Source organism: Salipiger sp. (assembly GCF_059781815.1).
The window spans coordinates 1-7,497 of record NZ_JBYNAH010000244.1; the positions used below are offsets into that span (position 1 = coordinate 1).

General features: G+C 68.3%; 7 protein-coding genes. 4 read left to right on the top strand and 3 right to left on the bottom strand.

Annotation, left to right across the window (positions count from 1 at the left end; all coding sequences use genetic code 11):
* The 4 genes from AC6RA4_RS21330 to AC6RA4_RS21345 all read left to right on the top strand — a co-directional run.
* On the top strand, positions 1-1,982 hold a 1,982-nt coding region (locus AC6RA4_RS21330; protein ID WP_500163746.1), incomplete at its 5' end, for an adenosylcobalamin-dependent ribonucleoside-diphosphate reductase.
* A gap of 16 nt (positions 1,983-1,998) precedes the next feature.
* Positions 1,999-3,006, top strand: coding sequence for a tRNA dihydrouridine(20/20a) synthase DusA (dusA, locus tag AC6RA4_RS21335; RefSeq protein ID WP_500163748.1), 1,008 nt, complete (start codon positions 1,999-2,001; stop codon positions 3,004-3,006).
* An 80-nt stretch (positions 3,007-3,086) separates the two neighbouring features.
* Positions 3,087-3,908, top strand: a complete 822-nt coding sequence (locus tag AC6RA4_RS21340; RefSeq protein WP_500163749.1) for a sulfite exporter TauE/SafE family protein — start codon at positions 3,087-3,089, stop codon at positions 3,906-3,908.
* Between the two features lie 158 nt (positions 3,909-4,066).
* Positions 4,067-5,131, top strand: a complete 1,065-nt coding sequence (locus tag AC6RA4_RS21345) for a calcium-binding protein (RefSeq protein WP_500163751.1) — start codon at positions 4,067-4,069, stop codon at positions 5,129-5,131.
* Between the two features lie 3 nt (positions 5,132-5,134).
* Here AC6RA4_RS21345 and AC6RA4_RS21350 read toward each other — a convergent pair whose 3' ends face one another.
* From AC6RA4_RS21350 to ccmI, 3 genes are all read right to left on the bottom strand, one after another.
* Complete coding sequence (locus tag AC6RA4_RS21350; protein WP_500163752.1) at positions 5,135-5,362, bottom strand: DUF1289 domain-containing protein; 228 nt, start codon at positions 5,360-5,362, stop codon at positions 5,135-5,137.
* Entirely contained in the window at positions 5,359-5,835 is a 477-nt protein-coding gene (ruvX, locus tag AC6RA4_RS21355; RefSeq protein ID WP_500163754.1) for a Holliday junction resolvase RuvX, read from the bottom strand. Before ruvX ends, AC6RA4_RS21350 begins: the two co-directional genes overlap by 4 nt.
* Positions 5,836-5,986: 151 nt before the next feature.
* Positions 5,987-7,225 (bottom strand): c-type cytochrome biogenesis protein CcmI, encoded by a 1,239-nt coding sequence (gene ccmI / locus AC6RA4_RS21360; protein WP_500163755.1) that lies wholly within the window; start codon positions 7,223-7,225, stop codon positions 5,987-5,989.
* Positions 7,226-7,497: the final 272 nt, after the last annotated feature.

The window sequence follows — 7,497 nt, forward strand, 5'->3', positions numbered from 1 at the left end:
TGAAGGAAGCCGCGCTGACCATGCAGCAGGGCGGGGGACTCGGTTACGACTTCTCGACCATCCGCCCCACGGGCGCGATCGTGCACGGCGTCGCCGCCGACGCCTCGGGGCCGCTCTCGTTCATGGATGTGTGGGACGCCATGTGCCGCACCATCATGTCGGCGGGCTCGCGCCGCGGCGCGATGATGGCCACCATGCGCTGCGACCACCCCGACGTGGAGCAGTTCATCGCCGCCAAGTCCGACAGCGCGCGGCTGCGCATGTTCAATCTCTCGGTGCTGGTCACCGATCCGTTCATGGAAGCGGTGAAGGCGGATGGCTCCTGGGATCTGAAGTTCGACGGCAAGATCTACCACACCGTCAAGGCGCGCGATCTGTGGAACAAGATCATGAAGGCGACCTATGATTACGCCGAGCCGGGCGTGATCTTCATCGACCGCATCAACGCCGCCAACAACCTCAACTACATCGAGCAGATCGCCGCCACCAATCCCTGCGGCGAGCAGCCGCTGCCGCCCTACGGCGCCTGCCTGCTGGGCTCGATCAACCTCGCGCGGCTGGTCACCGATCCGTTCACCGACGCCGCCGAGATCGACGACGCGGCGCTGGAGAAGCTCGTCGCCACCGCCGTGCGGATGATGGACAACGTGGTCGACGCCTCGCGCTTCCCGCTGCCCGAGCAGCAGGAAGAGGCGCAGAACAAGCGCCGCATCGGCCTTGGCGTCACCGGGCTTGCCGACGCTTTGCTGATGAAGGGGCTGCGCTACGGCTCTGAAGAAGCCGCCGCCCAGACCGAGGATTGGCTGCACCGCATCGCCCGCGCCTCCTATCTCGCCTCGGTGGAGCTTGCGAAGGAAAAGGGCGCCTTCCCGCTCTTCGACGCCGAGAAGTACCTCGCCTCGGGCAACATGATGAACATGGACGAGGACGTGCGTGAGGCGATCCGCACCCACGGCATCCGCAACGCGCTGCTGACCTCGATCGCGCCCACCGGCACGATCTCGCTCTATGCCGGCAACGTCTCGTCGGGCATCGAGCCGGTCTTCGCCTATGCCTACAAGCGCAAGGTGCTGCAGAAGGATGGCACCCGTACCGAGGAAGAGGTGGTCGATTACGCGGTGCAGATGTGGCGCGATCTCAAGGGCGACGCCGAGCTGCCCGACTACTTCGTCAACGCCCAGACGCTCGATCCGCAGGATCACGTGCGTATGCAGGCGGCGGCGCAGAAATGGATCGACAGCTCGATCTCCAAGACCATCAACTGCCCCGAGGACATCTCGTTCGAGGCGTTCAAGGACGTCTACATGCAGGCCTACGAGACCGGCTGCAAGGGCTGCACCACCTACCGTCCGAACGACGTGACCGGCTCGGTCCTGTCGGTGTCGGAGGAGAAGAAGGCGGCGCCCGAGGCGGTCGCGACCCCGGCGGCGGAGCCCAACCAGCCGCATGGTGACGTGATCTACATGGCCGAGCCGCTGGACCGTCCGCAGGCGCTCGAGGGCCAGACCTACAAGCTCAAGTGGCCCGACAGCGAGCACGCCATCTACCTGACGATTAACGACATCATCGTCGGCGGCCATCGCCGTCCCTTCGAGGTCTTCATCAACTCGAAGAACATGGAGCACTACGCCTGGACCGTGGCGCTGACGCGGATGATCTCGGCGGTGTTCCGGCGCGGCGGCGACGTGTCCTTCGTGGTCGAGGAGCTCAAGGCGGTGTTCGATCCGCGCGGTGGTGCCTGGGTGCAGGGCAAGTACATCCCGTCGATCCTCGCGGCCATCGGCGGCGTGATCGAGCGTCACCTCGTGGCGACCGGTTTCCTCGAGGGCGAGGGCATGGGCCTGAAATCCGACCCGCAAGCCAAGGTCGTCGGCCTCGACGCGCCGCGCGGCAAGGCCTGCCCGTCCTGCGGCCAGTTCTCGATGATGATGGTCGAGGGCTGCATGACCTGCTCGAGCTGCGGCCACTCCAAGTGCGGCTGAGCTGAGAGGACGGCGGATGCCTGTGTCGGCAGCAAAACCGGATCTAAGTCGGGCTGCGCGGTTAAGCGTGGCCCCGATGATGGACTGGACCGACCGGCACTGCCGCTACCTGCACCGGCTGCTGTCACGGCGGGCGTTGCTCTATACCGAGATGGTCACGGCCCCGGCGCTGGTGCGCGGCGGGGCGGTGCATCTGCTCGACTACAATCCCGAGGAACATCCCGTCGCGTTGCAGCTCGGCGGCTCGGATCCGGAGGAGCTGGCGCAGGCGGCGAAGCTCGGCGCGCAGGCGGGGTACGACCAGATCGACCTCAACTGCGGCTGCCCCTCGGACCGGGTGCAGTCGGGCACCTTCGGCGCGGTGCTGATGCGCTCGCCCGAGCTGGTGGCAGACTGCGTCGCCGCCATGCGCGAGGCGGTAGAGATCGACGTCACCGTCAAGTGCCGCATCGGTGTCGACGAGCAGGAGCCGCGCGAGGTGCTGCCCGACTTCCTCGAGAAGATCTCGGGCGCCGGCTGCCAGCGTGTGGTGATCCATGCCCGCAAGGCGTGGCTGCAGGGGCTGAGCCCCAAGGAGAACCGCGATATCCCGCCGCTCGATTACGACCTCGTGCGCGAGATGAAGCGGGCCTTCCCGCAGCTTCATGTCTCGATCAATGGCGGCATTGCTGATCTCGACACCGCCGAGGCGCTGTTGGCGGATGGGCTCGACGGCGTGATGATCGGGCGCGCGGCCTATCACCAGCCGTGGGACATCCTCGCCGAGGCCGATGCCCGGATCTATGGCGAGGCGGTCCTGCCGGTGTCTCCCGAGGAGGCGGTGCAGGCGATGCTGCCCTATATCGAGCGCCATCTCGCCAGCGGCGGCAGGCTGCACCAGATCACCCGCCACATGCTCGGCCTTTTTGCCGGGCGCCCCGGCGCGCGGCAATGGCGCCGGGTGCTCTCCGAGGGCGCCACGCGCGACGGTGCCGGGCCGGAGCTTGTCGAAGAGGCGCTGTCGCGGGTGCCGGCGGCGACCTGACGAACACGTCGCAGGGCCCAAGGGTTGCATGGCCGGGAGCGCAGGGGTAAGCGGCTGGTATACCAGCTCAAGGATTGCCCATGCCGGACATTGCCACGCTGCTGCCCCTAGTGGGGCTGCTTGTCGTCACCAGCGCCTTTGCCGGGCTGATCGCGGGACTACTGGGCGTGGGTGGGGGCATCGTTCTGGTGCCGGCCTTTCTCTTCACCTTCGAAACCCTCGGCTATGGCAGCCCGCAGGTCATGCAGATCTGTCTCGCCACCTCGCTCGCCACGATCATCGTCACCTCGATGCGCTCGGTGCACTCGCACAACAAGAAGGGCGCGGTGGAGTGGGGCATCCTGCGGGCCTGGGCGCCGGGCATCGCCATCGGTGCGCTGATCGGGGTGCTGACCGCGGCGCGGCTGCGCTCGGATTTCCTGCAGGCTCTGTTCGGCTGCATCGCCATCTTCATCGGTCTCTACTTCGCCTTCGGGCGCCGCGACTGGCGGCTTTCGAGTGCCATGCCGAGCGGTGGCCTGCGGGCGCTGCTGTCGCCGGTGGTGGGGTTCCTGTCGGTGCTCATGGGCATCGGAGGCGGCAGCTTCGGCGTGCCGATGATGACGCTGTGCTCGGTGCCGATCCACCGCGCCGTGGCGACCGCCGCGGGCTTCGGCCTGCTGATCGCGCTGCCCTCGGTGCTGGCCTTCTTCTTCGTGCCGGTGCCCGCCGAGGTGCGGCCGCCGCTGACGCTGGGCTCGGTCAACCTCGGGGCCTTCGTCATCGCCATTTCGATGACCCTGATCACCGCGCCGCTGGGCGCCAGGCTCGCCCACGCCGTGGACGAGAAGACCCTGCGCCGGTCCTTCGCGGTGTTCATCCTCGTGGTGGCGGCCAACATGCTGCGCAAGTCGTTCTTCTGAACACTGTTTTGAAAACGTTGGGAAAATTCGCGTGATCCAGTCCGGATCGCGCGATTGTCCCTTCGGTTGAAACGATCTGCGGAAAAATCTGGCGAAATGTGAAGAAATTTCGTTAACAAGGTCTCTGGCCGGAAGTCGGTCTGAACAGGGACTTGATAATGCTCGAAATTCTTTTGCTGCTTTCGCTTGGTGTCTTGGGGATCTCGCTGATTGGCAGCGGAGACGGCGGCGGTGATGATGACCCGGGCGAACCGGACCCGGAGACCGAAGAGCCGGACGTCGGAACGCTTGGCGACGGCGATGACACCGCCGTTTTGACCGACGAAAACGACTCGGTCGAGGGCGGTCTGGGGGACGACTCTATCGATGCCCTCGGCGGGGATGACTGGGTGCGCGGCAACGATGGCGACGACACGCTGGTCGGCGGGACCGGCAACGACTTCCTCGCCGGCAATGCCGGTGCGGACGAGCTCGACGGCGAGCAGGGCGGTGACCAGCTGCGCGGCGGGGCCGGAGACGACATGATCGAAGGCGGCGACGGCGACGACCTGATCGAGACCGGGCTCGGCTCGGACCGCGCCTGGGGCGGCGAGGGCAACGACACCATCGTGGTGGCCGACGAGAGCGGCGACGCTCTGCCCTTCAACGAGGTCTATGGCGGGTTCGGCGATGACCTGATGATCGCCGGAAACGGCAATGGCCTGATCTCGGGAGATCAGGGTGACGACACGATCGCCATCTACCTCACCGACGAGGACGCCTATGTCGATGCGTATGGCGAGGAGGGGGACGACCTGATCGCGGCGGGCGATACTGGCGTCGCGGGCACGATCTTTGCCTCGGGCGGCGAGGGAAACGACACCATCGATGTGGGCCCGGGCGGCTATGTCAGCGGCGACGGGGGTGACGACATCATCCTCGCCGAGGGCATCGAGATCTATGGCGGGGCCGGCAGCGACCTCTTCGTCGGCGACCTGACCGGCGATCGCAGCATGTCGGGCACGGTGCTCGATTTCCTGCCCGGCGAGGACGCGATCCTGTTCGACGTGCCGGCGGCGGATCTCGATGCGGCCGAGCTCACCATCGGCGAGCCGGTCTTCGACGAGTATTACGGCACCAGCCTGACCGAGGTCGCCCTGACCGCGGGCGGGCAGAGCTACGCGATCTTGGTCCAGAGCAGCGCCGGGATCAGCGCGTCCGACATCATCGTGCAGGGCTCGTGAGCCTCAGCTCCGGCGTCCCTCGCGGCCGCCGCGGCGCGCGGCGATGCGCGGGGCACGGGCGGGCAGGTCCTGCATCACGGCGCGGCGAGCGTCGGGGCTCATCCGCGACCAGGCGGTGATCTCGTCGATGCTGCGCAGGCAGCCGGTGCAGAGCCGGCTCTCCGGGTGAATGACGCAGATCTTGATGCAGGGGCTCTCGATCTCGTCGCGCTTCCAGACCTCGTCGCTCATCCCTCGGCCCTCATGTGGCGCAGCCGGTCGAGCGCGCCCTGCAGGATGTAGGAGGCGGCGACGTGGTCGATCAGTTCGGCGCGCCTGGCGCGAGAGGTGTCGGCCTCGAGAAGGGCGCGCTCCGCCGCGACCGTGGAGAGGCGCTCGTCCCAGAAGGTGATCGGGCCGTCCCAGAGCCGCGAGAAATTGCGCGCGAAGGCGCGGGTCGACTGGCAGCGCGGCCCCTCGGAGCCGTCCATGTTGCGCGGCAGGCCGAGCACCACGCCGCCGATCTCGCGCTTGGCGAGGATCTCGAGCAGGCGCTCGGCATCGAGGGTGAACTTCTTGCGCTTCACCGTCTCGAGCGGCGTGGCCACGGTCAGCAGCCGGTCGGAGAGGGCGACGCCGATGGTCTTCGTGCCGAGGTCGAGCCCGGCGAGCGCCCGGTCGCGGGGCAGGGCGGCGGCGAAATCTGCGATCTCTTCGTGGATCATTGCGGGCGGCTTTCGTTGCAGTGGCGGGGGGACGGGCTTGCGTGAGACCGCGCCGTTGCGATGCGTGGCGCCGCGGCAAAGAGGGGGCTCTGCCCCCGTCGCCCGAGGGCGACTCCCCCGAGGTATTTTCGAACCAGAGAAGACAGGGGCGTCACTCTGCGACCCCGGCGCGGGCCGCCCCGGCGCGGACGATGGCGAGGGCTTCGGGGTTCTCGGCGAAGACCGCCTGGGCCTCCTGCCAGATCTCGGCGGCCTGCTGGTTGCGGCCGAGCACGCCGAGCGCGCCCAGCAGCTGCGCCCATTCCTGCGGCGAGCCGCCTTCGCCGGCGAGGCGGGCGCCGAGCCGGTCGACCATGCCCTCGATCATCTGCTGGCGGTCCTCGGCGGTCATCTCGGAGGCGGCCTCGACATCGGCTGCATCGGGCCCGGCGAGCGCCGGGGCCGCGGGCGCGGCGGGCAGTGCATAGTCGGTGATGCCGGCGGCGAAGGCGAGATCCACGATCTGCTCGCGGATCGGTGGCGCCCAGGGCGCATCCGCGGGCCCCTCGCGCAGGAGCGTGTCCCAGATCCGGAAGGCGGTGTCGGGGCGTCCGGTCTGGGCCATCATCAGCCCGCCGTAATACCGCGCCACGCCGTTGCCGGGATCGCGCCGCATCACCTCGTCGAGCGCCTGCTCGGCCTCGGGCGAGACGTAGCCGCCGGCGGCCAGCACCAGCATGTCGGCAAGATCGGCATAATCGGTGGCGCTGGCGGCGTCGCCCTTGAGCGCGATCAGCTGACGCTGCGCCGCATAGGCGGCGCTGTAATTGCCAAGCGCGGCCTCGGAGCGGGCCAGCAGCATGTGACCCTGGACATCGTCCGGGCGTTCGGTGATCGCGCTGCGCAGGCGCTCGACGAGGGTGAGGTAGTCTTCGGGCGCGTCCACCGGCGGCTGCGCCGGGAGCTGCGCCTCGGCTTCGGCCTGCGAGGGGCGGTTGGCGCGGCGCTCCTGCGCCGCCGAGATCCGCGTCTGCAGCGCCAGGTCGCCATAGCCCGGCGCGCCGAGCCGCAGGTAGAGAAGGGCGCTGCCACCGAGCAGCGCCAGCACGATCACCGCCGCCATCACCAGGCTCGGGCCGCGGCCACGGCTGGCCTGCGCCGTGCCTGCCTGCATCCGCGCGTCGGCGGCGAGGATGCGGCGCGAGACCTCGGTCTTCAGGCGCTCGGCCTCTTCCGGGGCGATGGTGCCGCGGGCGGCGTCGCGCTCGATCTCGCGCAGCTGGTCGCGATAGACCTGCAGGTCGTAGGCCTCGGCCGGCCCGGTTTCACGCTGTCCGCGCAGCAGCGCCAGCACCAGCAGCGCCGACACGACGAGCACCACCGCGCCCGCGACGATCCAGAAGAAGGTCAATGCAGTCTCCGTCCCTGTGTTGGCTTCCCATGTATAGGCAGGGAGCGCGGGAAAAAAGGCCCCACGGGCGCGACCGATTGCCGGTGCGCTCTCACGAAGGCGTGGATGTGGTTGCGGTCGGGGCGCGTCCCGTGCTGATCTTGGTCACAAAGGGGCATTGCCGCGCCCCGGATTCGAGGATTGATGAAACGCTATTCCGCATTCGCCATCGCCCGAGAGGCAGCGCGCTACCATACCGGCTGGGGCCGCGCCTGGGGCAAGCCGAAACCCAA

What these genes read in the sequence shown, in the direction of transcription:
- ruvX (WP_500163754.1), bottom strand. Translation starts at nt 5,835, where the DNA reads ATGATCCACGAAGAGATCGCAGATTTCGCCGCCGCCCTGCCCCGCGAC.
- AC6RA4_RS21340 (WP_500163749.1), top strand. Translation starts at nt 3,087, where the DNA reads ATGCCGGACATTGCCACGCTGCTGCCCCTAGTGGGGCTGCTTGTCGTC.
- AC6RA4_RS21345 (WP_500163751.1), top strand. Translation starts at nt 4,067, where the DNA reads ATGCTCGAAATTCTTTTGCTGCTTTCGCTTGGTGTCTTGGGGATCTCG.
- dusA (WP_500163748.1), top strand. Translation starts at nt 1,999, where the DNA reads ATGCCTGTGTCGGCAGCAAAACCGGATCTAAGTCGGGCTGCGCGGTTA.
- AC6RA4_RS21350 (WP_500163752.1), bottom strand. Translation starts at nt 5,362, where the DNA reads ATGAGCGACGAGGTCTGGAAGCGCGACGAGATCGAGAGCCCCTGCATC.